Genomic DNA, 24688 nt, shown 5'->3' on the forward strand with positions numbered 1-24688 from the left:
GTCATGACGGATTCCCGGGCCTGCTATTGGCCTTTTTCCAGGGGACCGAGGGAATCCCGGGTCCGCCGAACGGCCGCACGCAGAGCTTCGGGGTCCGGCCCGTGCTTGAGGACGTCACGGGACGACGCGGGCAGCACACCCGGCAGCCCGGCCCCGAAAACGGCCCGCAGATCGGCCGGAGTGGCCCCCTGGGCCCCGAAACCGGGTGCCAGGACAGGACCGTTCAGCCCGCTCAGATCGAGCTGTCCCGGCGCGATGGTGGCGCCGACGACGACACCGATGTCACCCAGGGGGCCGACGCCCGCGTTGTACCCGGCCGCCGTGTCGACGATGTCCTGCGCGACGGTCTTTCCGTTGGGCAGCAAGGCGTTCTGCAATCCCTGCGCCTCCGGGTTGGAGGTGCGCGCGAGGACGAACAGACCCTTGCCCTGCGCCTGCGCGACCTCCAGCGCGGGCGCCAGCGAACCGAAACCGAGGTACGGCGACACCGTGATGGCGTCGGCCTCGAGTTCCGCGCCGCCGGGCAGGAACGCCGCCGTGTACGCCGCCATCGTCGAGCCGATGTCGCCTCGTTTGACGTCCAGCAGGACGAGCGCGCCCGCTTCCCGGCACACCTTCATCGTCTTGGCCAGAACGGCGACCCCAGCAGGCCCGTAGGCCTCGAAAAAGGCCGACTGGGGCTTGATCACCGCGACCTCGGGCGCGAGCGTCTCAGCGGCCGTGAGGGCGAACTTCTCCAGTCCGCCCGCGTCCGCCGTCAGACCCCACGCTTCGAGCAACCCGGGATGGGGGTCGATACCGGCGCAGAGCGGTCCCTTTTCCGCGACCGCCCGCGCCAGCCTCGCCCCGAACCGCTCGCTCATGCCTTGGCCTTCAGCGCCGCCTGCAGGCTCTGCAGGGACCGCACGCCGATGTCGCCCTTGATGACGGCCTCTATCCCGTGCACGGCCGCCGCCGCGCCCTGCACCGTGGTGATGCAGGGGATGTCGCGCGACACCGCGGCGGTGCGGATCTCGTAGCCGTCGATCCGCGGACCGCTGTTGCCGTAAGGCGTGTTGATCACCATCTGCACCTCACCGCTGAGGATGACGTCGACGACGTTCTGCTCCCCCTCGGCCGAACCTTCGTAGTGCTTGCGCACGACGGTGCAGCCGATCCCGTTGCGCCGCAACACTTCCGCGGTACCCGAGGTGGCCAGGATCTCGAACCCGAGATCCGCCAGGCGCTTCACCGGGAAGACCAGCGAACGCTTGTCGCGGTTGGCGACGGAGACGAACACCTTGCCGGAAGTCGGCAGCGAACCGTAGGCACCGGCCTGCGATTTGGCGAACGCCTTGCCGAAGGAGACGTCCACGCCCATGACCTCGCCGGTGGACTTCATCTCCGGGCCGAGCAGCGAGTCGACGCCGTGGCCCTCCGGGGTGCGGAAGCGGTGGAACGGCAGGACCGCCTCCTTGACCGCGACCGGCGAATCGGCGGGCATGTGGCCGCCGTCACCCTCGGCCGGGAGGACGCCGGACTCGCGCAGATCCTTGATCGACGAGCCGGTCATGATCAGCGCCGCGGCCTTCGCCAGCGGCACCGCGGTCGCCTTCGACACGAACGGCACCGTCCGCGACGCGCGCGGGTTGGCCTCCAGGACGTACAGGACGTCGTCCTTGAGCGCGTACTGGACGTTCAGGAGCCCGCGGACGCCGACGCCGCGCGCGATGGCCTCGGTCGAGCGGCGCACCGTCTCGATGTCGGTCCGGCCCAGCGTGATCGGCGGCAGCGCGCACGAGGAGTCGCCGGAGTGGATCCCGGCCTCCTCGATGTGCTCCATGACGCCGCCGAGGAAGAGCTCGTCGCCGTCGAACAGCGCGTCGACGTCGATCTCGATGGCGTCGTCGAGGAACCGGTCCACCAGCACCGGGTGCTCGGGGGTGACCTCGGTGGCGCGGTGGATGTAGCCGGCGAGGGACTCCTCGTCGTAGACGATCTCCATGCCGCGTCCGCCGAGCACGTAGGACGGCCGCACGAGGACCGGGTAGCCGATCTGGTCGGCGATCCGCTTCGCACCCTCGAACGAGGTCGCCGTGCCGTACTTCGGCGCGGGCAGCCCGGCGTCGGTGAGGACCTCGCCGAACGCGCCGCGGTCCTCGGCGAGGTGGATCGCGTCCGGGGAGGTGCCGATCACCGGCACACCGGCGTCGGCGAGACGCTTCGCGAGCGAGAGCGGGGTCTGGCCGCCCAGCTGCACGATGACCCCGGCGACGGTGCCCGACTCCTGCTCGGCGTTGACGACCTCGAGGACGTCCTCGAACGACAGCGGCTCGAAGTAGAGCCGGTCCGAGGTGTCGTAGTCGGTGGAGACGGTCTCGGGGTTGCAGTTGACCATGACGGCCTCGAAACCGGCCTCGCGCAAGGCGATCGCGGCGTGCACGCACGAGTAGTCGAACTCGATGCCCTGCCCGATGCGGTTCGGCCCGGAGCCGAGGATCAGCACCTTCGGCTTCTCGGTCTGCGCGGTGATCTCCGACTGCGCCGCGGGGTCGGTCTCGTAGGCCGAGTAGTGGTACGGCGTCTTGGCCGCGAACTCGGCCGCGCAGGTGTCGACGGTCTTGTACACCGGCCGCACCCCGAGACGGCGGCGCAGCGCGCGGACGCCGTCCTCCCCGGCCAGTTCCGGCCGCAGCGAGGCGATCTGGCGGTCGGAGAGGCCGATCCGCTTGGCGCGCCGCAGCAGCGGCTCGTCGAGCACCTGGGCGTCGCGGACCTCGGCGCCGACCTCGCCGATGAGGGCGATCTGGTCGATGAACCAGGGGTCGATACCCGATGCCTCGTGCACCTGCTGGACGGTGGCGCCGAACCGCAGCGCGCGCTCGACCTCGTAGAGCCGCCCGTCGTGCGGGGTGCGCAGTGCCTCCAGCACGGATTCCAGCGTCGCGCCCTCGGGGTCGGGGCGGGTCCAGAAGCCGGTGGCCTTAGTGTCGATGGACCGCAGTGCCTTGCCGAGCGCTTCGGGGAAGCTGCGGCCGAACGACATCGCCTCGCCGACGCTCTTCATCGTCGTGGTCAGCGTCGGGTCGGCGCCCGGGAACTTCTCGAAGGCGAACCGCGGCACCTTCACCACGACGTAGTCCAGCGTCGGCTCGAAGGCCGCCGGGGTCTCACCGGTGATGTCGTTGCGGATCTCGTCGAGCGTGTAGCCGATGGCGAGCTTCGCGGCGATCTTGGCGATCGGGAACCCGGTGGCCTTCGACGCCAGCGCGCTGGAACGGGACACACGCGGGTTCATCTCGATGACGACCATGCGGCCGTCCTCGGGGTTGATCGCGAACTGGATGTTGCAGCCGCCGGTGTCGACACCGACCTCGCGCAGCACCGCGATACCGACGTCGCGCATGTGCTGGTACTCGCGGTCGGTCAGGGTCATCGCGGGCGCGACGGTGACCGAGTCGCCGGTGTGCACGCCCATCGCGTCGATGTTCTCGATCGAGCAGACGACCACCACGTTGTCGTGCCGGTCGCGCATGAGCTCGAGTTCGAACTCCTTCCAGCCGAGGACGCTCTCCTCGATGAGCACCTCGGTGACCGGCGACTCGGTGAGGCCGGTGGAGGCGAGGCGCTCCAGCTCCTCGTCGGTGTGCGCCATACCCGAGCCGAGCCCGCCCATGGTGAACGACGGCCGGATGACCACCGGGAGGCCGACCTCGGCGACGGTCGCGCGGACCTCGTCCATGTCGTGACAGACCCGCGAACGCGGCACCTCGCCGCCGATCGTGCGGACGATGTCCTTGAACTTCTGCCGGTCCTCGCCGCGCTGGATGGCCTCGACGTCGGCACCGATCAGCTCGACGCCGTACTTCTCCAGCACACCGCGCTCGTGCAGGGCGACGGCGCAGTTCAGCGCCGTCTGCCCGCCGAGGGTCGCGAGGATCGCGTCGGGGCGCTCCTCGGCGATGACCTTCTCGACGAATTCCGGGGTGACCGGCTCGATGTAGGTGGCGTCGGCGAACTCGGGGTCGGTCATGATGGTCGCCGGGTTCGAGTTCACCAGCGAGACGCGCAATCCCTCTTCGCGGAGTACGCGGCAGGCCTGGGTGCCGGAGTAGTCGAACTCCGCCGCCTGGCCGATCACGATCGGCCCGGAGCCGATCACCAGCACGTGCTGGATGTCTGTCCTCTTCGGCATTACTTGGCCTTCTCCATCAAGCTCACGAACTCATCGAACAGGGGGGCCGCGTCGTGCGGGCCGGCGGCGGCCTCGGGGTGGTACTGCACCGAGAACGCGGGGACGTCGAACGCGCGGACACCTTCGACGGTGTCGTCGTTCGGGCAGTAGTGCGAGATCTGCGCGGCGCCGAACGGCGTCTCGAACCGCTGGCCCGGTTCGCCTTCGAGGGCGAAACCGTGGTTCTGCGCGGTGATCGCGACCCGTTTGGTGGCCACGTCGATCACCGGGATGTTGATCCCGCGGTGGCCGTAGCGCATCTTGTACGTGCCCAGCCCCAGCGCGCGGCCGAGGATCTGGTTGCCGAAGCAGATGCCGAACAGCGGGATCTCCCGCTGCAGCACCGATTTCGTCAGCTCGGTGGCGTGCGCGGTGGTCGCCGGGTCGCCGGGACCGTTGGACAGGAACACGCCGTCCGCCTCGACCGCGAGCAGATCGTCCACAGTGGACGACGAGGGCAGCACGTGCACCTCGATGCCGCGCGCGGCCATCAGGCGCGGGGTGTTGGACTTGATGCCCAGGTCCAGCGCGGCGACGCGGAACTTCCGCTCGCCCTGCGCTTCGACGACGTACGCCTGCTTGGTGCTGACCTCGCCGGCGAGGTCGGCGCCCTTCATCTGCGGGCTCGCCTGCACCTGCGCGAGCATCTCCTCGTCGGAGCCCAGCGCGTCGCCCGAGAAGACGCCGGACCGCATGGCGCCCTGCTCGCGCAGGTGCCGGGTCAGCGTGCGGGTGTCCACTTCGGAGATCCCGACGACGCCCTGGCGCTCCAGTTCCTCGTCCAGCGTGCGCTTGGAGCGCCAGTTGGACGGGGTGCGCGCGGGGTCGCGGACGACGTAGCCCGAAACCCAGATGCGCGAGGACTCGTCGTCCTCGTCGTTCCAGCCGGTGTTGCCGATCTGCGGCGCGGTCTGGACCACGATCTGCCGGTGGTACGAGGGGTCGGTCAGCGTCTCCTGGTAGCCGGTCATCCCGGTGCAGAACACCGCCTCACCCAGGCTGCGGCCGCGGGCGCCGTACGCGGATCCTCGGAACACCCTGCCGTCTTCCAAGACGAGCGCGGCGGGTGTGCGGGTGCCGTTCGCGGTGCTCATCAGGCACCTCCCTTGATGTCGTTGCGGGTGTCTTGCAAAGCTTCGATCCACTGTGGATAGTCGTCGACGTCGTCGCCGCGGAATCCGGTGTCCAGCTCGACGTCGCCTGCCAGCCAGGTGATGACTAGCAGCGCGTCGATGCCCATCACCTTTCCGGCCATCCCCTTGTCCTTGCGGACGCCGGTGACCGAGGCGCGCGGGATCCAGAAGTCCGGGGCGCCGCCGCGTTCGATGGCGATGCCGTCTTCGTGCAGGCGCCACACCGCGCCGGTGCGCAAGCCCGCGCCGCGCGTGACGACGCGGTCCTGCCAGTGCCCGGCGGTGGTCGTGCTGACGTAGAGACCGGTCGATTCGAGCGACGCCTCGCCGGGTTCGGCGGGGATCTCGGCGAACGGCGGGACCTGGACGCTCTGCGCCCGGGACTTCCGCCGCCAGCCGCGCCACATCAGGAACACACAGAAGAGGAAGAAGGCGAAAACCGCCAGGGTCAGCAGAATCCGGTCGCTCATGAGGCGATCTTCCCTTCCCGCGCGGTGATCCGCCCGCGCAGCAACGTCGCCGTCACCACGCCGGGGAGCCGCATTCCTTCGTACGGGGTGTTGGCCGCGATACTCGCGAACTCGGCGCCTCGCACGGTCCACTCGGTGTCCGGGTCCACCAGCGTCAGGTTGGCGGGTTCGCCGACCTCGATCGGGCGGCCGTGGTCGGTCAGGTTCCCGATCTCGGCGGGCCGCTCGCTCATCACCCTGGCGACGCCCCGCCAGTCCAGCAGGCCGGTGCGGACCATGGTCTCGACCACGATCGACAGCGCGGTCTGCAGCCCGAGCATGCCGGGGCGGGCCGAACTCCACTCGCAGTCCTTGTCCTGGACCGCGTGCGGCGCGTGGTCGGTGGCGACGCAGTCGATGACGCCCTCGGCCAGCGCGGCGCGCAGCTTCTCGGCGTCGGATTCCGTGCGCAGCGGCGGGTTGACCTTGTTGACCGGGTCGTAGGTCGCGAGCCGCTCGTCGGTCAGCAGCAGGTGGTGCGGGGTGACCTCGGCCGAGACCTTGGTGCCGCGGTCCTTGGCCCACTTCAGGATGTCCGCGGTGCCCGAGGTCGAAACGTGGCAGACGTGCAGCCGCGCGTTCGCGTGCTCGGCGAGCAGGCAGTCGCGGGCGACGATCGACTCCTCCGCCGAGGCCGGCCAGCCGGTGTAGCCCAGGCGCGCGGCCTGCTCGCCTTCGTGCGCCTGCGCGCCGACGGTCAGCCGCGGCTCCTCGGCGTGCTGCGCGATGACCACGCCCAGCGCCGTCGAGTACTCCAGCGCGCGGCGCATGAGCAGCGGGTCCGCGACGCAGAGGCCGTCGTCGGAGAAGACCTTCACCCGCGCTTCGGACTTCGCCATGGTGCCGAGTTCGGCGAGTTTCTCGCCCTTGAGACCCACGGTGACCGCGCCGACCGGGTGCACGTCGACCAGCCCGGCCTCCTGGCCGCGGCGCCACACGTGGTCGACGATCACCGCGTTGTCGGCCACCGGATCGGTGTTGGCCATGGCGAACACCGCGGTGTAGCCGCCGAGCGCGGCCGCGGCCGAACCGGTGGCGATGGTCTCGGTGTCCTCGCGGCCGGGTTCGCGCAGATGGGTGTGCAAGTCGACGAAACCGGGGAGCAGCACCTGGCCGCCCGCTTCGATCACTTCGGCGTCGTCCGGGGTGTCGATCGAACCGATGTCGGTGATGACCCCGTCCTCGACGAGCACGTCGACCGGGTCGCCCTCGCCGTAGGGTCGGGCGCCCTTGATCAGGACGGTGGTCACGCGGCGGCTCCTTCGCTGGCGAGCAGGTGGTAGAGGACCGCCATGCGCACGTGGACGCCGTTGCGGACCTGTTCGGTGATGGCCGAGGCCGGGGAGTCGGCGACCGCCGAGGCGATCTCCATCCCGCGCAGCATCGGGCCGGGGTGCAGGACGACGGCGTGCTCGGGCAGGAGCTTCATCCGCCGTTCGTTGAGGCCGTAGGCGATCGAGTACTCGCGTGCCGAAGGGAAGAAGCCCCCGTGCATGCGTTCGGCCTGGACCCGCAGCATCATGACCGCGTCGAGTGCGGGCAGTTCGGCGTCGAGTTCGTGCGACACCGTGACCGGCAGGCTCTCCACGCCGGCGGGCAGCAGCGTCGGCGGCGCGACGAGCACCACCTCCGCGCCCAGCGCCGACAGCAGGTGGATGTTCGACCGCGCGACCCGGCTGTGCAGCACGTCGCCGACGATCCCGATGCGGCGGCCCTCGAACGAACCGAGGCGCTCGCGCAACGTGGCCGCGTCGAGCAGCGCCTGCGTCGGGTGTTCGTGGGTGCCGTCCCCGGCGTTGACGACCGCCGTGCCCGCTTCGGCGAGCCAGCCCGAAAGCCGTTGCGCCGCACCGGAGGCGGGGTGCCGGATGATCACGCAGTCGGCGCCGGCCGCGGCCAGCGTCAGCGCGGTGTCCCGCAGCGATTCGCCCTTGTTGACCGAGGAACTGGACGCGGAGACGTTGATCACGTCGGCGCTCATCCACTTCCCCGCGATCTCGAACGAGACGCGCGTGCGGGTGGAGTTCTCGTAGAACAGCGTGATGACGGTGCGGCCGCGCAACGTCGGCAGTTTGCGGACCTCGCGGCCCAGCAAGGTGTGCTTGAGCTCTTCGGCGGTGTCCAGCACGGCTGTCGCGAGCGCCGGGTCGAGCCCGTCGGTGGCGAGCAGGTGCTTCACGATCGATCTCCTTCTGGTTGCGCGCGAAGCAGGACCGTGTCCCGTCCGTCCACTTCGGACAGCAGAACCTCGATCCCCTCGGCGCGCGAGGTGGGCACGTTCTTGCCCACGTAGTCGGCGCGGATCGGCAGTTCGCGGTGGCCGCGGTCGACCAGCACGGCCAGCTGGACCGCGCGCGGGCGGCCGTGGTCGCGCAGGGCGTCGAGGGCGGCGCGGATGGTGCGGCCGGAGAACAGCACGTCGTCGACCAGGATCACCACCGCGTCGTCGATACCGGTCGGCGGCAGCTGCGAATGTTCGAGCGCGCGGGGCGGGCGGCGGCGGAGATCATCACGGTAGAGCGTGATGTCCAGCGCGCCGGTCGGCGGACGGATGCCGGAGAACTCGGCGATCTTGTCCGCGAGCCGCAGGGCGAGCGGCGTTCCCCTGGTGGGGATGCCCAGCAACACGGGCGGAGTCGAGCCACCGGCACCGAGAGCGGTCTTCTCGATGACCTGGTGGGCCATTCGGGCGATCGTGCGCGCGACATCGCCGGACGAGAGCAGCTCGCGCTCTCCCGCCGGTTCCGCCGCGCCACGCGGGCGTGACGACAAGGCGGACCTCCTTCCCCGCCTCTCTGGACGGGTCCTTAAAGGACGTCGACTTCCTGCGTAGCGAGGAAATCCCCCCGACACTAGCAGGAGCGATGGCTCATTCTTACGAGTGGCGCGGCCCAGGTGACGAAGACCTCTCGAAAGCACCCGCTTGACCTGGTGACAACTATGCGTAACCATTACTCTGAGTATTCGACTCTAGGAGTCCCCTGGATCGGTCACCCCGACCGGTTGGGGGTGAGGAAACGGAGAACCACCAGATGGGCGATTACGCCAAGGCGCTCGGGGCCAAGCTCCGCGGGATCCGCCAGCAGCAGGGCCTGTCCCTGCACGGGGTCGAGCAGAAGTCCGGAGGCCGCTGGAAGGCCGTCGTCGTCGGTTCGTACGAGCGCGGCGACCGCGCCGTCACCGTGCAGAAGCTCGCCGAGCTCGCCGATTTCTACGGCGTCCCGGTGGTCGAGCTGCTGCCGGAGGGCCGGGTGCCGTCGGGCGCCGAGCCCGCCACGAAGATCGTCATCAACCTGGAGCGGCTCCAACAGCTCCCGGCGGAGAAGGTCGGGCCGCTCGCCCGCTACGCCGCCACCATCCAGAGCCAGCGCGGCGACTACAACGGCAAGGTGCTCTCCATCCGCACCGAGGACCTGCGTTCGCTGGCGATCATCTACGACATGACCCCCGGTGAGCTCACCGAGCAGCTGATCGACTGGGGTGTGCTGCCGCCCGAGGCTCGACCGTCCAAAGAGGACTAGAGATGGCGACGTTTTCGGTCCGGGGGGACCGGAAACGCCAACCGGCACCACCGAGCACGAGAACGGGCCGTGCCCTCGGCAGAGGACACGGCCCGTTGTCGTACGTCTTCTAGAGGACCGCGCGGAGCCTGTCGGCGATCGTGCCGATCCGGCCGAGCACGCCGTTGACGAAACGCGGCGAATCGTCGGTCGACAGCTCCTTCGCCAGCCCGACGGCCTCGTCGATGGCGACCGGGTCCGGCACGTCCTCGGACCACAGCAGCTCGTAGACGCCGACCCGCAGCACCGCCAGGTCCACCGGCGGCATCCGGTCCAGCGTCCAGCCCTGGGCGTGCTCCGCGAGCAGCTCGTCGATCTGGGTCTTGCGGCCGGTGACGCCCTCGACCAGCGAGATCGTGTAGTCCGCGATCGGGTCGACCTCGACCGAACCGACCCGGTCCGCCAGCAGCGTCACCGCGTCGGCGCCCCGCTGGGCGGCCTCGTACATCATCTCGACCGCGCGCTTGCGGGCCTGACGACGGCTGATCGGCCCGCCGCGGTTCGGCGACTTGCCCGCTTTGGCTGAGTCGGCCATCAGCTGGAAACGCGGCCCAGGTAGCGGCCGTCACGGGTGTCGACCTTGATCTTCTCGCCGGTGGTGAGGAACAGCGGCACCTGGATCTCGGCGCCGGTCTCCAGGGTGGCGGGCTTGGTGCCACCGGTGGAGCGGTCACCCTGCAGGCCGGGGTCGGTGTGCTGGACGACGAGCTCGACCGAGGTCGGCAGCTCGATGTACAGCGGGACACCCTCGTGCACCGCGACCTGGACCTCGGTGTTCTCGAGGAGGTAGTTCGCGTTGTCGCCGACGGTCTCGTTCAGCACGGTGATCTGGTCGTAGGTCTCCGCGTCCATGAACACGAAGTCCTGACCCTCCTTGTACAGGTAGGTCATGTTGCGGCGGTCGACGGTGGCCGTGTCGACCTTCGTCCCCGCGTTGAAGGTCTTGTCGACGACCTTGCCGGTGAGCACGTGCTTGAGCGTGGTGCGGACGAACGCGCCGCCCTTGCCCGGCTTGACGTGCTGGAACGCGGTGACGGTCCAGAGCTGGCCGTCGAGGTTGAGGACGAGCCCGTTCTTCAGGTCGTTGGTGGTGGCCACGAGTGTGCAGTCTCCTGTGTCGATCTTCCGGGCCGTCGTCAGACGACCACGAGTTCCTTGGTGCTCAGCGTGAGGAGTTCGGGCGTACCTTCCCGCACGACCAGCGTGTCCTCGATGCGCACGCCTCCGCGTCCGGGCAGATACACACCAGGCTCGACGGTGACGGCCATACCGGCGGACAGTGTACCGACGCCCGTGGTGGCCAGGCTGGGCGCCTCGTGCACCTGCAGTCCGACGCCGTGACCGAGGCCGTGGCCGAACTCCTCGCCGCGCCCCGCGTCGACGATCACGCCACGGGCCGCTTTGTCCACTTCGGACACTTCGGCGCCGGGCAGTACGGCGTCGCAGCCCGCCGCCTGCGCGCGCTGGACCAGCTCGTAGATCTCCTCCTGCCACGCCGCCGGCTTGCCGAGGACGAACGTGCGCGTCATGTCGGAGTGGTAGCCGTCGACCGTGGCCCCGAAGTCGATCTTGACGAAGTCGCCGGTCGCGAGAACGGCCGAGGTGGGCCGGTGGTGCGGGATCGCGGAGTTCGCGCCGGCCGCGACGATGGTGTCGAACGAAGGCCCGGTCGACCCGTGGCCGAGCATGCGATTCTCGAGGTCGCGGGCGACGTCGAGCTCGGTGCGGCCCGGGCGGAGCCCGCCGGCGGACACCAGATCCTCCAGCGCCCGGTCGGCCGCCGCGCACGCCTGGCGCAGCGCCTCGATCTCCTGCTCGTCCTTGACCAGCCGCAGCTGCTCGACGAGCCCGGGCGTCCGGACCAGCTCGACGCGGTCGAAGCGGACCTTGAGGTCCTCGTGCTGCTCGACGCTCACGTGCTGGCTCTCGAAACCGGTCTTGCCGAGCTTCTTCTCGGCCGCCAGATCGGCCAGCTTCGCCGCGCTCGCGCGGTCCAGCACCCGCTCGAGATCGGGCACCTCCGTCGCCGACTGGACCTGGTAGCGGCCGTCGGTGCAGAAGATCGTCTTGTCGTCGCCGCTCCCGTGGACGAGGAGAGCGGCGTTGGACCCGGTGAAGCCGGTCAGGTACCTGATGTTGAGCAGGTCCGTGACCAGCAGCGCGTCCACTCCGGAGTCGGCCAGCAGGGAACGCAGCGCCGCGCGGCGGCGAGAGAAGTATTCACGCACGTCATGGAGTTTAGGGGGTGATCCGCCGGTGGCACGCGTTTCGCCTACTGCTTGCGTTCACTGTGCGGTGGTCCGTGAAGGCCTCCTTCACTACCTTCAGGGTAGGCAAGGAGGCCTTCACGGACCGGGCGACCGACCACCACCGGCACGTGGGCGCGTGGGTCACTACTGGCGAGTTAAACTCCCCAAATGGCACCGTGGCTGACTCGTGGACTCGTGATGGCGCTGCTGCACGGCGCGGCCGTCACCGTGCTGGCCAAGTACGAGGTCTTCAACCCCACCGACAAGACCCTCGTCACCTCCCTCGCCCTCGCCGTCCTGGTCGGCGCGGCGGCGGGCTGGGGCGCCGTGGACGCCTGGCAGGGCAAACCCGAACGCGGCAAGAACTGGTTCATCGCGGCGCTCATCGCCGGCCCGGTCTCGGGCGTGCTGTACGTGATCGGCCGCGCGGTGTTCGTCGACCAGACCGGCGCGTCGGAGCTCGGCGGCGCGCTCACCGGCGGCGCCGCCTTCTCGGCCCTGCTGGTGCTCATCCCGGCCGGGATCGGCCTGTTCGTCGGCGGCCGCATCACCAAGAACGGCGACGACGAGGATCAGCCGGCGAGCGAGAAACCGGCCGGGAAGCCGTCCCAGGCCTGATCGCCGATCTCCTCGACGGTCGAGTCGTTCAGCGCCGCCGTCCCCGCGTCCGGCACCGCGTACAGCTTGCCGTCGAGCACCACGCCGAACCCGCGACCGGGCGCGTGCACCGTCTTCGCCCCGGCGCTCAACCGTGCGGCCTGCGGGAACTTGTCGACGACCTTGAGCCGCTGGTCCAGCACCTCGCCCGCGAGCGCCGCCGCCACCGAGCGCCGGTCGACCCGCACCAGCTTGCCGTCGGCGACCAGGTCGATGGTCCGCTGCGGCGACGGCATCGCGACGCCTTCGAACGAGGTCCGGATCCGGGCGTCGCCGTCGCACGCCCGCGAACCGCGGACGTCCAGCCCGAAATGCTTGAGGTCGGTCGGCGCCCCCGCGCCGCCGACGATCGTGGCGCGGACGACGTCGAAGGGCACCCGGTCGCAGACGTCGCCCGACGTGAGCGGCGCGTGCCCGTCGGGCCGCCGGACCAGGCCGGGGCCCTCCTTCCAGGCGCCGGGGATGAGCGCCGGCCGGTACGGCTGCGCGGTGAAGTCCCTGGTCCAGAAGGTGAGCGTGGTGCCGGCGTCGGTCTCGTGCGCGATCACGAAGGCGTCGAGCGCACCGACCCACATGAGGTCGGTGCTGAATCCGTCGACCAGCGAGCGGGTGCGCGGCGAGATCGTCGTGGGCTTGGCGACGAAGCCCTGCTCCCCCAGCGTCTCCACGCCCCGGGTGAACGCCGCGTCCTTGGCGCGGAGCAGGAACTGCCCGGCGCCGTTCCATCCGGCGGCCTTGGCCGTGGTGTCGGTGAAGAGCACGTAGAACCAGCCGTCGAGGTACACCGCCGAGGGCTGGCCCGCGCCGTAGACGTTGGCACGGTGGACGTCGTGCGCCGGTCCGATGATCGGCTGCCCGCCCGCGGCGCGGGTCCAGGTGAGCCCGTCGGGGCTGGTCGCGAGGCCGATCGAGTTGCCGAGGGCGTGGTCGCCCGCCGCGCCGGTGTAATACATGTAGTAGGTCGAGCCGACCTTGATCACCGACGGGTCGCAGGTGTGCATCCCGTCGAAACCGCCGGGCGCGCCGGAGAACACCGCCGCCGGGCCGCCGCCGGACGGGCCGGTGAAGGGCCCGTCGAGCGAGGGCGACTGCGCGTAGAGGACGTCGTCACCGGGCGGCTGGGCGCTGCCGTACTGGCTGCACCACCACATCTTGAGTTTGCCGCCGTCCCGCATCACGGTCGGGCTGTAGTTGTAGACCGCGTCCTGATCTCCCGCGGCGACCACGCCACCACTGGCCCGGGGATCGCTCGTCGCGAGCTCGACGTCCATCGGCCGCGGCTTCTCCTGGGGCGCCTGCTGGGCTCCGCCGATTCCGCCGCCCTTGCCGTCGGCCTGGGACTGCACGTTTCCGTCGCTGCACGCCACGAGGACCGCGCCCGCCGCGAAGACGGCCACCACGGCACGGGCAGGTCGCCGACCCCCTCGAAAAAGGCGCATGATGGCCGAGTGTAGCGAGGCTTAACCCGGCCGAGTGACGTCAGTACCCGGGAGGGCGACCAATTCCACTTCGAAGCCGTCGGCGTTTTCGAGGTAGGCGGCGTAGTGATGGTCACCGCCCGCATTCGGATAGCGGTCCGCGAACATCGGCGACCAGCCGTGTTCGACGGCTTTCGAAGCCAGTTCGTCCACCCGATCGCGTGACTCGACGTGCAGGGCGAGATGGTTCAGGCCCGGCGCGGTGCGGTCGTGTTCTTCCCCGCTGAGCGCCGGAGAACGCTCGACGACGAGGTAGGTCGCGCCGTGCTTCCAGCTGACCCCGGCGGGCCAGCGCTGGAACTCCCGCCAGCCGAGTTCGCCCAGCAGCCAGCCCCAGCTCTCCTCCGCGCGGCCGAGATCGGGCACCCACAGCTCGATGTGGTGCGCGCGGCCGTGGTCCGAAGGCAGCGCGACGAAGACGCGATGCGGCCCGCTGCCGTAGTGGTCACCGCCGCCGACATCGAGGAAACCCAAGCGCCGCACCAGATTCTGACTGGCCACATTGGACTCGCCGACCAGCGCCCACACCGACGACAGGCCGAGTCCGACGAGTCCGTGCTCCAGCAGCGCCTTGGCGGCCTCGGTCGCCAGACCTTGCCCGCCGTGCGCCCGCGCCAGGTAGTACCCCAGCTCCGGGACGTCGCCGGGAAGCTCTTGCGACGGCCGCAGGTGCGCGAGTCCGATCACTTCGCCGTCGCGTTCGATCACCCAGTGCCCCATGCCCGCCGGGCCGTCGTAGGACAGCCTGCGGCCGACCATTTCGCGAACGCGATCCGGCTCGGTGAGCGGCACCGCGAAATGCGCGCTCATCGCCGGGTCGGCGAAAAGCCCGACGATCGCGCCGGTGTCGGCTTCGGTCAGCGCGCGCAGCCGCAGCCTCGTGGTCTTGAGCTCGGGAGGGTTGTTCACGCCGCGTTCGCGGCCATCCAGCGCAGGGCCAGGGGGTATCCATCGACCCCGAGCCCGGCGATCACGGCGGTGGCGATATCCGACAGCACGCTGTGGTGCCGGAACTGCTCACGTTTGTGCACGTTGGAGATGTGCAGCTCGATCAGCGGCGCCTTGAGCTGGGCGGCGGCGTCGCGGACGGCGATCGAGTAGTGCGTCCACGCGGCGGCGTTGAGCACCACCGGCCAGCCCGCGTCGGCGGCTTCGTGCAGCCAGCCGACCATCTCGCCCTCGTGGTCGGTCTGCCGGACCTCGACGTCGATCCCCAGCTCCTTGCCGGTTTCGACGCAGGTGGCGGCCAGATCCGCGTGCGTCGCCGAACCGTAGACGCCGGGTTCGCGCAGCCCGAGCCTGCCGAGGTTGGGGCCGTTGAGGACGAGCACCTTCACAGCAGCACGCTCCCGCCGGGCTTGGGCGCGTCGCCGGCCACCACCGAGTACGCCGCGGCGAGCAGCGACGGATCCGGGCCTTCCAGCCTGCCGGGCTTCGCGAGCCCGTCGAGGACGACGAAACGCAGTACACCCGAGCGGGTCTTCTTGTCGCCCTTCATCGTCTCCAGCAGCTGCGGGAGCGCGTCGGGGTCGTAGGTGGTCGGAAGGCCCAGCAGCTTGAGCACCTTGGCGTGCCGCTCGGCGGTGGCGTCGTCGAGACGGCCGGCCAGCCGTGCGAGCTCGGCGGCGAACACCAGCCCGACACTGACCGCCGCGCCGTGACGCCACCGGTACCGCTCACGGCGTTCGATGGCGTGGGCGAGCGTGTGACCGTAGTTCAGGATCTCGCGCAGATCCGATTCGCGCAGATCCGCGGCGACGACGTCGGCCTTGACCTGGATCGAACGGCGGACCAGCTCGCCGAGCACCTCGCCGGTGGTGTCCAGCGCGGCGGCGGGATCCTGCTCGACGAGTTCGACGATCCGCGGGTCGGCGATGAACCCGGCCTTGACCACCTCGGCCATTCCGGCGACGAGTTCGTTGGGGGGCAACGTTTCCAGCGTCGCGAGGTCGACGAGGACCGCGCTCGGCTCGTGGAAGACGCCGACCAGGTTCTTGCCCGCCTCGGTGTTGATACCGGTCTTCCCGCCGAGTGCGGCGTCGACCATGCCCAGCAGCGTGGTGGGCACGTTGACCAGCCGGACGCCGCGCATCCAGGTGGCGGCGACGAATCCGGCCAGGTCGGTCACGGCGCCGCCGCCGAGCCCGACGACCACGCCCTGGCGGTCGAGACCGATGCGGCCGAGGACCTCCCAGCAGAAGCTGGCGACGGTGAGCGCCTTGCCGTCCTCGGCGTCGGGGATCTCGACCCGGTGCGCGTCGATCCCGGCCTCGGCCAGTTCGTCGCGGATCGCCTCGGCGGTGGTCGTCAGCGTCGGCGGGTGGATCAGCGCGACCTTGGAGGCGTCGGTGAGCTGCTCGGTGAGCTCGCCGAGCAGGCCGCGGCCGATGACGACGTCGTAGGGCTTGGCGGTGTTGACGGTGATGCGGACCGGCTCGGTCATCGTTCCCCTCACTTCGGCGGAAGCCGCTTGGCCCTCGCGACCTCGCAGGTGATCTTGCCCTTGACCGGGGTGTCCCCCGGGATCTCTTCGGTCACCTTCTGGCCGGGTGTCATCCGGTTCTTCGCGAACAGCGCCTCGCCGGCGGCCTTGCCCTCGGCGTCCTTGATCGCGATGGTGACGGCGTACCGCGCGTCCTCACCGGTGCTGTTGGTGACCTCGATGGTGATCTTCGGGGTGTAGCTGGCGCTGTCGCATTTGGTGACCTTGACGTCGGCCGCGACATCCGCCTCCGGCGCGGGGCTGGTGGCCGCGCCGGTCTGGACGACGTCCGCGCCGGGAGGCTGCTTCTCCTCGCCGCACGCGGTCAGGCCCAAGGCCACGACGGCGAGCAGGACGCCGGCGATGGTGCGTTTCATGCTCGTTCCTTGCTGATCTCGGTCAGCCCGATGAGGGCGGCTTCGACGACCTCATCGGCGGTCAGCTGGTCGGTCTCGATCTCGAACGTGGCCACCTCGCGGTACACCGGCAGGCGCGCGTCGAGGAGCGCCTTGTAGGTGGCGCGGGGGTTTACCCCGGCCAGCAGCGGGCGCGCGGTCGAGAGCCCGGCGCGCTGGACACCCGCGGCCATCCCGACGTTCAGGAAGATCACGGTGTGCCCGGCCAGCCGTTCGCGGGTGCCCGGCGTGATCGGCGCTCCCCCGCCCAGGGAGAGGACGCCTTCGTGTTCGGCCAGCGCCTTCGCGACCATCTCCTCCTCCAGCGCGCGGAAGGCGGGCTCGCCCTCCTCGGCGAAGATGTCGGTGATGGGCTTGCCCGCGCTCGCGACGATGTCGTCGTCGCTGTCGCGGAAGGCGAGACCGAGCCGGGCGGCGAGCGCCGGGCCGACCGTGCTCTTGCCCGAGCCCGGCGGCCCGATGATCACCGCTCGAGGGGTCACCAGCGCTCCTCGAGCGCCTTCAGGTAGGCCTCCACGTTGCGCTTGCCCTCGATCAGCGAGTCGCCGCCGAACTTCTCCAGCGCGGCGTCCGCGAGCACGAGCGCGACCACCGACTCCAGCACGACCCCGGCGCGGGGTACCGCGCAGACGTCGGAACGCTGGTGGATGGCCACCGCGGGTTCGCCGGTGGTGACATCCACAGTGGACAGTGCTTTGGGGACGGTCGAGATCGGCTTCATGGCGACCCGCACGCGCAGCGGCTCGCCGTTGGTGATGCCGCCTTCGAGCCCGCCCGCGCGGTTGGACCGGCGGGTCACCCCGACCGGTCCGGTGCCGCGGTCGATCTCGTCGTGGGCCTGGCTGCCCCAGCGCTTGGCCGTGGTGAAGCCGTCGCCGACCTCCACGCCCTTCATCGCCTGGACGCCCATGAGCGCGCCGGCGAGGCGGGCGTCGAGCCTGCGGTCCCAGTGGACGTGCGAGCCGAGGCCCGGCGGCAGACCGTAGGCGATCACCTCGATCACGCCGCCGACGGTGTCACCCGCCTTCCGCACGGCGTCGACCTCGGCGACCATCGCGTCGGTCCCCTCCTGGCCGAAGGCGCGGACCGGGCTCTCGTCGATGGCGGGCAGGTCCGACGGCACCGGCAGCGGCCCCTCGGGCGCCGAGGCGCCGCCGATGGACACGACGTGGCTGAGGATCTCGACCCCGAGCAGCTGCTTGAGGTACGCGCGGGCCACGGTGCCGAGCGCCGTGCGGGACGCCGTCTCGCGGGCGCTCGCGCGCTCCAGCACCGGACGGGCCTCGGGGAAGCCGTACTTCTGCATACCGGGCAGGTCGGCGTGGCCGGGCCGGGGACGCGTCAGCGGCTCGTTGCGCGCGAGGCCTTCCAGCTCCTCGGCGGGCACGGGATCGGCCGACATGACCTTCTCCCACTTGGGCCACTCGGCGTTCTCGATCTGGACCGCGACGGGGCCACCCTGGGTGAGCCCGTGCCGGACACCGCCGGTGAACTCGATGTGGTCGGTCTCGAAGCCCATCCGGGGGCTGCGGCCGAAGCCGAGCCTCCGGCGCGCGAGCTGCTCGCCCACTTCGGCGGTGGTGACCTCGACCCCGGCGGGCATCCCTTCCAGGATGGCGGCGAGGGCGGGTCCGTGCGATTCCCCTGCGGTTATCCAGCGCAACACCTGACAGATCCTGTCACAACCTCCTCTGAAGTCCCGGTACAGGCCGGGCTATCCAGCACCCGGTCCGGCGAAGACGGCGAGCGCCCACGCCGCGACCAGGAGACCGGGCCCGTGCGGCACCGTGGGATGCCGGGGCCCGCCCACCGCGAGCGCCACGCTCAGTAACGCGGCGGCGACCGCGCCGAGCACGATCGACGGCCAGCCCGTCGCGGCGAGGACCGCGCCGAGGCTTCCGGCGAGCTTCACGTCCCCCGCGCCGAGCGAGCGCGGCGACACCGCGTGCACGAGCGCGTGCGCCCCGCCGAAGACCAGCGCGCCCAGCACCGCCCGCCACGCGATGGCGGCCCCTCCCCCGTGCGCGGCGATCGCCAGCGCGACGGCCAGTGCCGGGTACGCGGGCAGGGTGAGGATGTCGGGCAGGCGGCGGTACTTGAGGTCGGCGAGCGCTAGCGGGACCGCGAAGACGGTCAGCACGGCCGGGACCGCGAGCCACCACGAGGGCCACGCTCCCGACTGGTACCTGAGGCAGACCGCGACGAGCGCCACGGCGGTGAAGGCCGCGGCCCACGCCGTGATCGGCGCTCCGGCCCGGCGCAGGCAGGAGCGTGTGGCGAGCGCCGATCCGGCGCCCGCCACCGCGAAGGCGATCGGCGTGAACACGAGATCAAGAGTGCGTCCGGCGATGCACGGGCGGCAAGATTTTCTTTTCGTGACAGGGACTTTCACGCACTTTCGGCAGGTGGGGCGAGGGTGCGGAAGTCGTGAACGGACCATTCACGCACGGATGCGGGAGGTGGGCCGAAGAGAGCTTTCACCGCGTCTCATGCGGTGAAAGGAGCTTTCGTCGCATGGGATGCGGGGAAAGCGTCCTTCAGCTCCCGCCCGAGACGGGGCGGCGCCCGGCCGGTGACGGGACGCACTAACCGCGCCCTGATCACCCGCATCGCTGACCGATTTAGATGCTATGCGCGGTTCCGCGTTGGGGTCGTGAGTGATAAAGAGGGTTAGAGCGACACTTACCACTCACGACCGCACGAATCGGTCACCGCAACACGCTGAGCCACGAAGAACCCGAGCCCTTGCGAAGCTCCTTCACGGACCGACAGGTCCGCCCGGAACATTTCGGCGACCGAGGGCAATCCATCCCGCCCCCGGCCCCGAAGACCTGTCATGACACCGGGATCAGGGGTTCATCCGCAGCAGCGGGAGACCCGAGGGCGTGCGGATCTCGAGCGCCTTGATGTCCCCGGTCCGCATCGCGGTGCCGACCACGATATGCGCGGTGTCCTGGGGCATCGCGCGCCAGGACGCGAGTTCGCTGGTGCCGCCGTCGGCACCGACGGCGACCAGGATGTAGTCCCCGGTGCGGTTGCCGCCGTAGCTGCACGTCATGTCGACCTTCGTGCCGGTGTCCGTGGCGGACATGGCGACTTCGGCGGTCACCGGGTAGTCGCCGAGCGGGGTCATCGGGTCGCCCGCCGCCGCCATCGGCCCGGTCAGGACGACGACGAGCGCGACGCCGGCGGCCACGGCCAACCCCGCCGCGGTGGTGGTGATCGCCCGTTGGATCCGCCTTCCCCGGCGGACCCGTTTGAGCACGGTCGGCAGGAGATCCCGCGAGGGCGCCGGTTCGTCCTCCAGCAGGGCCGGAGCGCCCGCCTGGGCGAGCAGCCCGGGGATCCCGGCCAGGTCGCGCACGGACGCCGCGCACCGGTCACAGACGCGAAGGTGTTTCTCGTAGGCGAACCGGTCTTCCGGGGACAACGCACCGAGCACGTAGGCCGCGTCGTAGGTGGCGAAGGGGTCGGTCATTGAGTCACCCCTCTTTCCTCCAATATCAGCCGCAGCGCCCGCAACGCGTAATGCGTCCGCGACTTGATCGTCCCTTCGGCCACACCCAGCCGCTTCGCAGCGTCGGCGACGGAGTAACCCTGGAAATAGCACAGGACCAGGACGTCCCGGTGCCTCGGCGAGAGCTCACCGAGCGCTTCGGCGACCAGCCAGCCCTGGACCGCCCGTTCCGTGCCGTCCGTGACCGCCGTTTCGGGCGGTTGACCGGTCACCACCTCCGGATGCGCCTCGGCGGCCCGCCAGTCGTCGATGGCGATCCGTCTCGCCACGGTGAACAGCCAGCCCCGCGCCGAGCCCTCGGTCTGGTCGAGCACCTTGGCGTTGCGCCAGGCCCGCAGCAGGGTCTCCTGGACGACGTCCTCCGCGCGGACCCGGTCGCCGCTGGTGAGGTGCAGCGCGTAGGACCAGAGTGCCGCCGCGTGCTCGTCGTGCAGAGCCCGCATCAGCCGGTCCTCCGCGAATTCCTTCACCGATCCGTGCTTTCGCGGTTGAGGAGCAGCGGGAGGGCGAAGACCACGCAAGCCACTTCGGTGATCAGGCCCCAGAGCTCGGCCTGGGTGGTGAAGCGTTCCGAGACGCCGAAGAACCCTGTGGTCAGCGAGAGCACGTACGCGCCCAGCGTGGCCAGGCCGAAGCCGACCGCCGCGAGCGCCGGAAGCCAGTGGTGCCAGACCAGGACGGCGATGGCGATGACCACGCCCGCCACGACGTTCACCAGGAAGAGCGGGCCGACCACGTCCGTTTCCGAGGCCCAGTCCTGCCATACGACGTAATGCACCCATGCCGAGCCGAGGAGGCCCGCCGCCACCACCGCCCGCAACAGCCACCGGATCATGTCCGTATCTCTTTCCCGCGTGTTCGGTTCCCCTATGCCTTTGAACACGGAAAAGCGGGCCTCGCGGTTCAATCCGGCACCCGATGGCCGGCGAAATTGAACCGGATGGGTGCCCGGACCGTGTGTATGGGCATGACTGCCGAACTCCACTCCCGCCGCAAGGTCCTGACCACCGGCGCCGCCGTCGCCGGTGCCGCCGCCGGGGCCGTGGCCCTCACGGCCTGCGGAAGCGACAGCAAGCCGTCCGGTTCGACCGCCGCGCCGCCCGCCGCGGCGCCGGGCGAGACCCTGACCGCGCTCTCCGACCTCCAGGTCGGCCAGGCGAAGGCCGCCAAGACGGCCGACGGCAAGGACGTCATCGTCACCAGGACCGCCGAAGGCACGGCGGCCGCGTTCAGCGCGATCTGCACCCATCAGGGGTGCGCGGTCGTCCCCGAGGGCGCGGAGCTGAAATGTCCCTGCCACAACTCGATCTTCGACGCCGCGACCGGCGCGGTCAAAAAGGGACCGGCGGACCAGCCGCTGCCCTCGATCGCGGTCAAGGTCACCAACGGCCAGGTCGTCACGGCCTAGAAACACGGAAATGGTCCCTTTAGGACGTTCTCACCGTCCTAAAGGGACCATTTCGCGAGCTTTCAGCTGTCCCAGGTGAAAATCGGGTCGCCCGCCTCGACGTCGCCGCCGGTGAGCAGTCCGGAAAGGACCTCCGCCTTCGCGTCGAGCGCCACCACGGGCACGATCGGCGAGTAGCCCGCGGCCTTGACCGCGTCGGGGTCCCAGCCGACGACCGGCTGCCCGGCACGGACGGCCTCGCCCTTGACGACGTGGAGGGTGAACCCCTCGCCCTTCTGCTTCACCGTGTCGATCCCCAGGTGGACCAGCACGCCGCGACCGTCCTCGGTGGCCACCACGAACGCGTGCGGGTGCAGCGTGACGACCGTCCCGTCCATCGGGGCGACCGCGTCCTGGCGCCCGCCCGAGGGCAGGACCGCGATGCCGGGGCCGACCATGGCCTGCGCGAAGACCGGGTCGGGCACTTCGGTCATAGCGGTCGTCTTGCCGCTCACCGGGCTGAGGATCTCGAGACTCACAGCAGATCCTCGATCTCACTGGCGATGTTGTCGGCCTCGGGGCCCACGATGACCTGGACACCGGCGCCCATGCGCACGACGCCCATCGCGCCGGCGGCTTTCAGCGCCGCCTCGTCGAGCAGGCTGATGTCTTCGAGCTCACAACGGAGCCGGGTGATGCACCCCTCGACCTCGATGACGTTCTCGGCACCGCCGAGGCCCGCGAGGATCTTTTCCGCCCTGTCATCCGCCATCGCGGTCTCCCTGTTCCCTGTCGGTTTCCCACATGCGAACCAGCTGTACTACGCCGTTCGCCGACTCGCACCCGATCCCTGGCCACGAACGCGTAACGGTGGTTGACACCCGCTCGTGCGACGGAGCATTCTGCCCCATCGGATCATTGGTCTAGACCGGAACGTACCAATCTTCCGGACCAGATGCGAGTACGGGTTCCCCGAACAGACCGGCCCGAAAGGACGGTGACCGTCATGAGCGCTTCGGCGCAGCTGCCGCCGTCCGACCGTGTGATCAACGGACCGACGCCCAAGCACGCCCAGCTGCGGGAGATTCTGCGCCGCACGGTGGAGCGTGAGCTACCCCCCGGCTCGCCGATCCCCTCGGAACGTGACCTCGCCGAGACCTACCAGGTGTCGAGGCTCACGGTCCGCTCGGCGATCGGCAAGCTGGTCGAAGAAGGGCTCTTGTCGCGGGTGCGCGGCAAGGGGACGTTCACCGCCGCGAGGCGGATGGAACTGCAGCTCTACCTGATGTCCTTCACCGAGGACATGCGCCGTCGCGGGATGACGCCGACCACGGAGGTCGTCAAGACCGCCACCGAGGTCCCGCCCGCCCCCTCGGCGCACGCCCTCGGCCTGGCCGCCGGGACCCCGGCGCACCACCTGGTCCGGCTCCGCCGTGCCGACGGGGTGCCGCTGGCGGTCGAACGCGGCTGGTATCACGCGGGCCGGATGCCCGGTCTGCTCGACCTCGATCTCACCCGATCGTTGTACGTCCAACTCGCTCAGTCGTACGACCTGCGCCCGGATCACGCGTGGCAGACGGTCTGGGCCGAATCCGCGGACCGCGAAACGGCACGCCTGCTCGGCATGCGCGCCGGCAGTCCGCTTCTTGTCTTCCGCCGGGTCTCCAGCGTCAACGGGGAACCGATCGAAGACATGACTTCCTGGTACCGGGGCGATCACTACCAGGTCACCATGCAGCTGGACCGGAACACCCCGGATTCCGGTCACCATCCTCACTACGGAGGTACCCGATGAGCTCCACCACCGCGGAGGGGGCGAAGGGCAAAGGCAAGGGACTGGCCGGGCTTCAGCGCTTCGGCCGTAGCCTCATGCTCCCCATCGCCGCCCTGCCCGCCGCCGCGCTCCTCAACAGGTTCGGCCAACCCGACCTGCTCGGCGAGAAAGGGCTCGGCTGGAACAAAGTGGCCGAGGTTCTCGGCGCGGCCGGCAACTCGCTGTTCAGCTGGCTGCCGCTCCTGTTCGCGGTGGGTATCGCCGTCGGCTTCGCCCGGAAGAGCGACGGCGCGACCGGGCTGGCCGCCGTGGTCGGCTTCTTCGTGTTCACCAGCGTCCTCCAGGTCTTCGCGCCGTTCTCGGAGCTGCCCGGCTGGAACCCCGAGAAGCCCGCGGGCCTGATGCTCAACCCGATGAAGTGGCCCTACAGCGTGCTGGCCGGTGTGATCGTCGGCCTGGTCACCGCCCTGCTGTGGCAGAAGTTCTACCGCATCAAGCTGCCGCCGTACCTGGCCTTCTTCGGCGGCCGCCGGTTCGTGCCGATCATCACCGCGGTGACCCTGATGGTCCTCGCCGTGCCGCTGGGCCTGGTCTTCCACTGGGTCAACGACGGCATCCAGGCCGCGGGTGAAGCGGTCACCGGCGCCCCGGTGGTCGGTGGCGGTATCTACGGTGTGCTCAACCGCCTGCTGATCCCGGTCGGTCTGCACCAGCTGCTGAACGTGCCGGTGTGGTTCATCTTCGACGGCGGTGACCTCACGAAGTTCTTCGAGGGCGACCCGACCCGCGGCACCTTCATGACCGGGTTCTTCCCGATCTTCATGTTCGCCATCCCCGCCGCGGCGCTGGCGATCTGGCAGAGCGCCAAGCCCAGCCAGAAGAAGATCGTCGGCGGTGTGATGATCGCCGGTGCGCTGACCTCGTTCCTGACCGGTATCACCGAGCCGATCGAGTTCTCGTTCATGTTCGTCGCGTGGCCGCTGTACCTGATCCACGCGGTCCTGACCGGTACGTCGCTGGCACTGGTGAACGCGCTCGACATCCACCTCGGCTTCGGTTTCTCGGCCGGTGCGATCGACTTCGCGCTCAACAGCGGTCTCCCGGCGGCGAGCAGCAACGTCTGGCTGCTCATCCCGATCGGTCTCGCCTACGCGGTCGTCTACTACGTGATCTTCCGGTTCGTGATCAAGAAGTGGAACCTGCGGACCCCCGGCCGCGAGGACGACGCCATCGAGGCCGATCTCGAAGCCACCGCGGCGAAGCCCGTCAAGTAGTTTCAGCTCAGCAGAACCAAAGGCACGAAAGGGAAAGAA

General features: G+C 70.0%; 27 protein-coding genes and 1 pseudogene. 5 read left to right on the forward strand and 23 right to left on the reverse strand.

Annotated elements, in window-relative coordinates:
* Nucleotides 1-23: 23 nt before the first annotated feature.
* The 7 genes from pyrF to pyrR are packed head-to-tail and all read right to left on the reverse strand — an operon-like array spanning nt 24 to nt 8627.
* Entirely contained in the window at nt 24-863 is an 840-nt protein-coding gene (gene pyrF / locus DMC64_RS30910; RefSeq protein WP_125736388.1) for an orotidine-5'-phosphate decarboxylase, read from the reverse strand.
* Complete coding sequence (gene carB, locus DMC64_RS30915) at nt 860-4174, reverse strand: carbamoyl-phosphate synthase large subunit (protein ID WP_125736389.1); 3315 nt, start codon at nt 4172-4174, stop codon at nt 860-862. Before carB ends, pyrF begins: the two co-directional genes overlap by 4 nt.
* Nucleotides 4174-5307: a glutamine-hydrolyzing carbamoyl-phosphate synthase small subunit gene (carA, locus tag DMC64_RS30920; RefSeq protein ID WP_037343955.1), complete on the reverse strand. Its 1134-nt coding sequence runs from the start codon at nt 5305-5307 to the stop codon at nt 4174-4176. The genes carB and carA overlap by 1 nt, the downstream gene beginning before the upstream one ends.
* Nucleotides 5307-5816 carry a hypothetical protein gene (locus DMC64_RS30925; protein ID WP_037343953.1) on the reverse strand — a complete coding sequence of 170 codons (510 nt, stop codon included), beginning with the start codon at nt 5814-5816 and terminating at the stop codon, nt 5307-5309. The genes carA and DMC64_RS30925 overlap by 1 nt, the downstream gene beginning before the upstream one ends.
* Nucleotides 5813-7105 carry a dihydroorotase gene (locus tag DMC64_RS30930; RefSeq protein WP_125736390.1) on the reverse strand — a complete coding sequence of 431 codons (1293 nt, stop codon included), beginning with the start codon at nt 7103-7105 and terminating at the stop codon, nt 5813-5815. Before DMC64_RS30930 ends, DMC64_RS30925 begins: the two co-directional genes overlap by 4 nt.
* On the reverse strand, nt 7102-8034 hold the full coding sequence (locus DMC64_RS30935) for an aspartate carbamoyltransferase catalytic subunit (protein WP_016333100.1): 933 nt from the start codon (nt 8032-8034) through the stop codon (nt 7102-7104). The genes DMC64_RS30930 and DMC64_RS30935 overlap by 4 nt, the downstream gene beginning before the upstream one ends.
* Nucleotides 8031-8627 carry a bifunctional pyr operon transcriptional regulator/uracil phosphoribosyltransferase PyrR gene (gene pyrR, locus DMC64_RS30940; protein WP_016333099.1) on the reverse strand — a complete coding sequence of 199 codons (597 nt, stop codon included), beginning with the start codon at nt 8625-8627 and terminating at the stop codon, nt 8031-8033. The genes DMC64_RS30935 and pyrR overlap by 4 nt, the downstream gene beginning before the upstream one ends.
* Nucleotides 8628-8887: 260 nt before the next feature.
* Here pyrR and DMC64_RS30945 point away from each other — a divergent pair, with 260 nt between their 5' ends.
* Complete coding sequence (locus DMC64_RS30945; protein WP_003096372.1) at nt 8888-9376, forward strand: transcriptional regulator; 489 nt, start codon at nt 8888-8890, stop codon at nt 9374-9376.
* A 109-nt stretch (nt 9377-9485) separates the two neighbouring features.
* Here DMC64_RS30945 and nusB read toward each other — a convergent pair whose 3' ends face one another.
* Genes nusB through DMC64_RS30960 form a run of 3 tightly spaced genes read right to left on the reverse strand, consistent with a single transcriptional unit; the run spans nt 9486 to nt 11643 of the window.
* Entirely contained in the window at nt 9486-9950 is a 465-nt protein-coding gene (nusB, locus tag DMC64_RS30950) for a transcription antitermination factor NusB (RefSeq protein ID WP_125736391.1), read from the reverse strand.
* Nucleotides 9950-10513 carry an elongation factor P gene (gene efp, locus DMC64_RS30955; RefSeq protein ID WP_034311660.1) on the reverse strand — a complete coding sequence of 188 codons (564 nt, stop codon included), beginning with the start codon at nt 10511-10513 and terminating at the stop codon, nt 9950-9952. Before efp ends, nusB begins: the two co-directional genes overlap by 1 nt.
* A 38-nt stretch (nt 10514-10551) precedes the next feature.
* Nucleotides 10552-11643 carry a Xaa-Pro peptidase family protein gene (locus DMC64_RS30960; RefSeq protein ID WP_037343944.1) on the reverse strand — a complete coding sequence of 364 codons (1092 nt, stop codon included), beginning with the start codon at nt 11641-11643 and terminating at the stop codon, nt 10552-10554.
* Nucleotides 11644-11862: 219 nt separating this feature from the next.
* Between DMC64_RS30960 and DMC64_RS30965 the strand changes: the two genes are divergently transcribed.
* Entirely contained in the window at nt 11863-12282 is a 420-nt protein-coding gene (locus DMC64_RS30965) for a B-4DMT family transporter (protein ID WP_125736598.1), read from the forward strand.
* Here the strand turns inward: DMC64_RS30965 and DMC64_RS30970 are convergent.
* The 11 genes from DMC64_RS30970 to DMC64_RS31020 form a co-directional block, all read right to left on the reverse strand.
* Nucleotides 12237-13721, reverse strand: a complete 1485-nt coding sequence (locus DMC64_RS30970) for a beta-xylosidase (protein ID WP_125736600.1) — start codon at nt 13719-13721, stop codon at nt 12237-12239. The two genes, DMC64_RS30965 and DMC64_RS30970, sit on opposite strands and share 46 nt — an antisense overlap.
* A gap of 60 nt (nt 13722-13781) precedes the next feature.
* Nucleotides 13782-14708 (reverse strand): GNAT family N-acetyltransferase, encoded by a 927-nt coding sequence (locus DMC64_RS30975; protein WP_125736392.1) that lies wholly within the window; start codon nt 14706-14708, stop codon nt 13782-13784.
* Nucleotides 14705-15136: a type II 3-dehydroquinate dehydratase gene (gene aroQ / locus DMC64_RS30980; protein ID WP_125736393.1), complete on the reverse strand. Its 432-nt coding sequence runs from the start codon at nt 15134-15136 to the stop codon at nt 14705-14707. Before aroQ ends, DMC64_RS30975 begins: the two co-directional genes overlap by 4 nt.
* A complete protein-coding gene (gene aroB / locus DMC64_RS30985; protein WP_037343933.1) occupies nt 15133-16242 on the reverse strand; it encodes a 3-dehydroquinate synthase in 1110 nt (369 codons plus the stop codon). The genes aroQ and aroB overlap by 4 nt, the downstream gene beginning before the upstream one ends.
* A gap of 8 nt (nt 16243-16250) precedes the next feature.
* Complete coding sequence (locus DMC64_RS30990) at nt 16251-16658, reverse strand: hypothetical protein (protein WP_125736394.1); 408 nt, start codon at nt 16656-16658, stop codon at nt 16251-16253.
* Complete coding sequence (locus DMC64_RS30995) at nt 16655-17179, reverse strand: shikimate kinase (RefSeq protein WP_081975945.1); 525 nt, start codon at nt 17177-17179, stop codon at nt 16655-16657. Before DMC64_RS30995 ends, DMC64_RS30990 begins: the two co-directional genes overlap by 4 nt.
* Nucleotides 17176-18363, reverse strand: a complete 1188-nt coding sequence (aroC, locus tag DMC64_RS31000; RefSeq protein WP_037343929.1) for a chorismate synthase — start codon at nt 18361-18363, stop codon at nt 17176-17178. Before aroC ends, DMC64_RS30995 begins: the two co-directional genes overlap by 4 nt.
* Nucleotides 18364-18411: 48 nt before the next feature.
* Complete coding sequence (locus DMC64_RS31005; protein ID WP_125736395.1) at nt 18412-19023, reverse strand: A24 family peptidase; 612 nt, start codon at nt 19021-19023, stop codon at nt 18412-18414.
* A 522-nt stretch (nt 19024-19545) separates the two neighbouring features.
* Nucleotides 19546-20175, reverse strand: coding sequence for an anti-sigma factor (locus tag DMC64_RS31010; RefSeq protein ID WP_125736396.1), 630 nt, complete (start codon nt 20173-20175; stop codon nt 19546-19548).
* A complete protein-coding gene (locus DMC64_RS31015; protein ID WP_073846967.1) occupies nt 20172-20684 on the reverse strand; it encodes a sigma-70 family RNA polymerase sigma factor in 513 nt (170 codons plus the stop codon). The genes DMC64_RS31010 and DMC64_RS31015 overlap by 4 nt, the downstream gene beginning before the upstream one ends.
* Nucleotides 20681-21049, reverse strand: coding sequence for a hypothetical protein (locus DMC64_RS31020; RefSeq protein WP_125736397.1), 369 nt, complete (start codon nt 21047-21049; stop codon nt 20681-20683). Before DMC64_RS31020 ends, DMC64_RS31015 begins: the two co-directional genes overlap by 4 nt.
* A gap of 132 nt (nt 21050-21181) precedes the next feature.
* Between DMC64_RS31020 and DMC64_RS31025 the strand changes: the two genes are divergently transcribed.
* A complete protein-coding gene (locus DMC64_RS31025; protein ID WP_125736398.1) occupies nt 21182-21622 on the forward strand; it encodes a ubiquinol-cytochrome c reductase iron-sulfur subunit in 441 nt (146 codons plus the stop codon).
* A 62-nt stretch (nt 21623-21684) separates the two neighbouring features.
* On the opposite strand, the gene DMC64_RS31030 is transcribed toward DMC64_RS31025, so the two are convergent.
* The gene (locus DMC64_RS31030; RefSeq protein WP_125736399.1) at nt 21685-22140 is read right to left on the reverse strand and encodes a PTS glucose transporter subunit IIA; all 456 of its coding nucleotides are present in this window, start codon (nt 22138-22140) and stop codon (nt 21685-21687) included.
* Nucleotides 22137-22382, reverse strand: a pseudogene (locus tag DMC64_RS31035) (glucose PTS transporter subunit EIIB); the annotation flags it as partial. The pseudogene DMC64_RS31035 and the gene DMC64_RS31030, both read right to left, overlap by 4 nt.
* A gap of 225 nt (nt 22383-22607) precedes the next feature.
* Between DMC64_RS31035 and DMC64_RS31040 the strand changes: the two are divergent.
* Both DMC64_RS31040 and DMC64_RS31045 read left to right on the forward strand, forming a co-directional pair.
* Nucleotides 22608-23396 (forward strand): GntR family transcriptional regulator, encoded by a 789-nt coding sequence (locus tag DMC64_RS31040; protein WP_037344522.1) that lies wholly within the window; start codon nt 22608-22610, stop codon nt 23394-23396.
* Nucleotides 23393-24649, forward strand: coding sequence for a PTS transporter subunit EIIC (locus DMC64_RS31045; protein WP_125736400.1), 1257 nt, complete (start codon nt 23393-23395; stop codon nt 24647-24649). Before DMC64_RS31040 ends, DMC64_RS31045 begins: the two co-directional genes overlap by 4 nt.
* Nucleotides 24650-24688: the final 39 nt, after the last annotated feature.

Source organism: Amycolatopsis sp. WAC 04197 (genome assembly GCF_003947475.1).
In the GTDB taxonomy this organism is placed as follows: domain Bacteria; phylum Actinomycetota; class Actinomycetes; order Mycobacteriales; family Pseudonocardiaceae; genus Amycolatopsis; species Amycolatopsis japonica.

Excerpts from the sequence above, each read along its gene's own strand:
- pyrF (WP_125736388.1), bottom strand. The coding sequence starts at position 863 with ATGAGCGAGCGGTTCGGGGCGAGGCTGGCGCGGGCGGTCGCGGAAAAG.
- carB (WP_125736389.1), bottom strand. The coding sequence starts at position 4,174 with ATGCCGAAGAGGACAGACATCCAGCACGTGCTGGTGATCGGCTCCGGG.
- carA (WP_037343955.1), bottom strand. The coding sequence starts at position 5,307 with ATGAGCACCGCGAACGGCACCCGCACACCCGCCGCGCTCGTCTTGGAA.
- DMC64_RS30925 (WP_037343953.1), bottom strand. The coding sequence starts at position 5,816 with ATGAGCGACCGGATTCTGCTGACCCTGGCGGTTTTCGCCTTCTTCCTC.
- DMC64_RS30945 (WP_003096372.1), top strand. The coding sequence starts at position 8,888 with ATGGGCGATTACGCCAAGGCGCTCGGGGCCAAGCTCCGCGGGATCCGC.
- nusB (WP_125736391.1), bottom strand. The coding sequence starts at position 9,950 with ATGGCCGACTCAGCCAAAGCGGGCAAGTCGCCGAACCGCGGCGGGCCG.
- DMC64_RS30965 (WP_125736598.1), top strand. The coding sequence starts at position 11,863 with ATGGCGCTGCTGCACGGCGCGGCCGTCACCGTGCTGGCCAAGTACGAG.
- aroB (WP_037343933.1), bottom strand. The coding sequence starts at position 16,242 with ATGACCGAGCCGGTCCGCATCACCGTCAACACCGCCAAGCCCTACGAC.
- DMC64_RS30990 (WP_125736394.1), bottom strand. The coding sequence starts at position 16,658 with ATGAAACGCACCATCGCCGGCGTCCTGCTCGCCGTCGTGGCCTTGGGC.
- DMC64_RS31010 (WP_125736396.1), bottom strand. The coding sequence starts at position 20,175 with ATGACCGACCCCTTCGCCACCTACGACGCGGCCTACGTGCTCGGTGCG.
- DMC64_RS31020 (WP_125736397.1), bottom strand. The coding sequence starts at position 21,049 with ATGATCCGGTGGCTGTTGCGGGCGGTGGTGGCGGCGGGCCTCCTCGGC.
- DMC64_RS31025 (WP_125736398.1), top strand. The coding sequence starts at position 21,182 with ATGACTGCCGAACTCCACTCCCGCCGCAAGGTCCTGACCACCGGCGCC.
- DMC64_RS31040 (WP_037344522.1), top strand. The coding sequence starts at position 22,608 with ATGAGCGCTTCGGCGCAGCTGCCGCCGTCCGACCGTGTGATCAACGGA.
- DMC64_RS31045 (WP_125736400.1), top strand. The coding sequence starts at position 23,393 with ATGAGCTCCACCACCGCGGAGGGGGCGAAGGGCAAAGGCAAGGGACTG.